At 69.6% G+C, this 1,057-nt stretch carries 2 protein-coding genes; both read right to left on the bottom strand.

Annotation, left to right across the window (positions count from 1 at the left end; translation table 11 throughout):
* A partial coding sequence (locus G7A99_RS20755; RefSeq protein ID WP_163143782.1) for a metallophosphoesterase family protein occupies positions 1–323 on the bottom strand: 323 nt, incomplete at its 3' end.
* Between the two features lie 18 nt (positions 324–341).
* Positions 342–950, bottom strand: a complete 609-nt coding sequence (gene thrH / locus G7A99_RS20750; RefSeq protein WP_018718355.1) for a bifunctional phosphoserine phosphatase/homoserine phosphotransferase ThrH — start codon at positions 948–950, stop codon at positions 342–344.
* Positions 951–1,057 lie beyond the last annotated feature (107 nt).

Raw genomic sequence — 1,057 nt, 5'->3', positions numbered from 1 at the left:
TGGAACCGGCGGCGGTAGCGCCGCCCGCGCTGGGCCAGGGTGCCGCTGTCGTCACCGTGGAGGACGACCAGCCGGCCACCGGGCAGGTCCAGGGCGGTCTCGGCCGGGAGCGTGTCGAGGACGTGGCGCTCCCCCTCGGACCAGCGCTCCGGCGTGTCGTTGTTGCCACGGATCGCGACCAGCTCCTCGCGGGGCTGGAGCGAGAGGAGCACGTCCGCGCCGCCGATGTCGCCGGCGTGCACGGCGATGTCGCACTCCGTCACCCGCTCGGCGATCCGCGGATCCACGAATCCGTGGGTGTCGGACAGCAGGGCTACACGCATGTCGCCTCGGTCGCGGACTCAGTCCGTCGCCAGGGCCTGGTGGATGTTCCCGGCGAGCCCGTCGTAATCCGTGGCCACCGGGAACTGCGGGAACTCGTCGATCACGTTCTGCGGCGGCCGGAACAGGATACCGGCGTGGGCGGCACCGAGCATGGAGGTGTCATTGTACGAATCACCGGCGGCCACGGTACGGAAGTTCAGCCCGCGGAAGGCCTCCACGGAGCGGCGTTTGTGATCCGCCAGGCGCAGCCGGTAATCGGTGATGCGGCCGTCCCCGGCCACGCCGAGCTCGTGGCAGAACAGCGTCGGCCAGCCGAGCTGGCGCATCAGCGGGCGCGCGAACTCGTAGAAGGTGTCCGAAAGGATCACGACCTGGTAGCGCTCACGCAGTTCGTCGAGAAAGGCGCGTGCGCCCTCCAGCGGGGCCATGTCCGCGATCACCCGCTCGATGTCGGGCAGTCCGAGGCCGTTGCGCGCCAGCACGTCCAGGCGGAAACGCATCAGCTCATCGTAATCCGGCACGTCCCGGGTGGTCGCTCGCAGCTCGTCGATGCCGGTGAGCTCGGCGAAGTCGATCCAGATCTCCGGGACCAGCACGCCCTCCAGGTCGAGGCAGACGATCTTCACGGTGTTTTCCTCCGGCGCATCCCGCGCCCCGTGGCGCAAAGGCGGCAAACTTAAGGGTTTTGCCCCCCGCCTTCAAGGCGCGCCGCACCATCGCCGGCCTCCGGCTC

It is taken from the genome of Arhodomonas sp. KWT (assembly GCF_010993615.1).
Note: the sequence above shows the minus strand (reverse complement) of the source record. Positions and strands in the feature narration are given on the sequence as shown.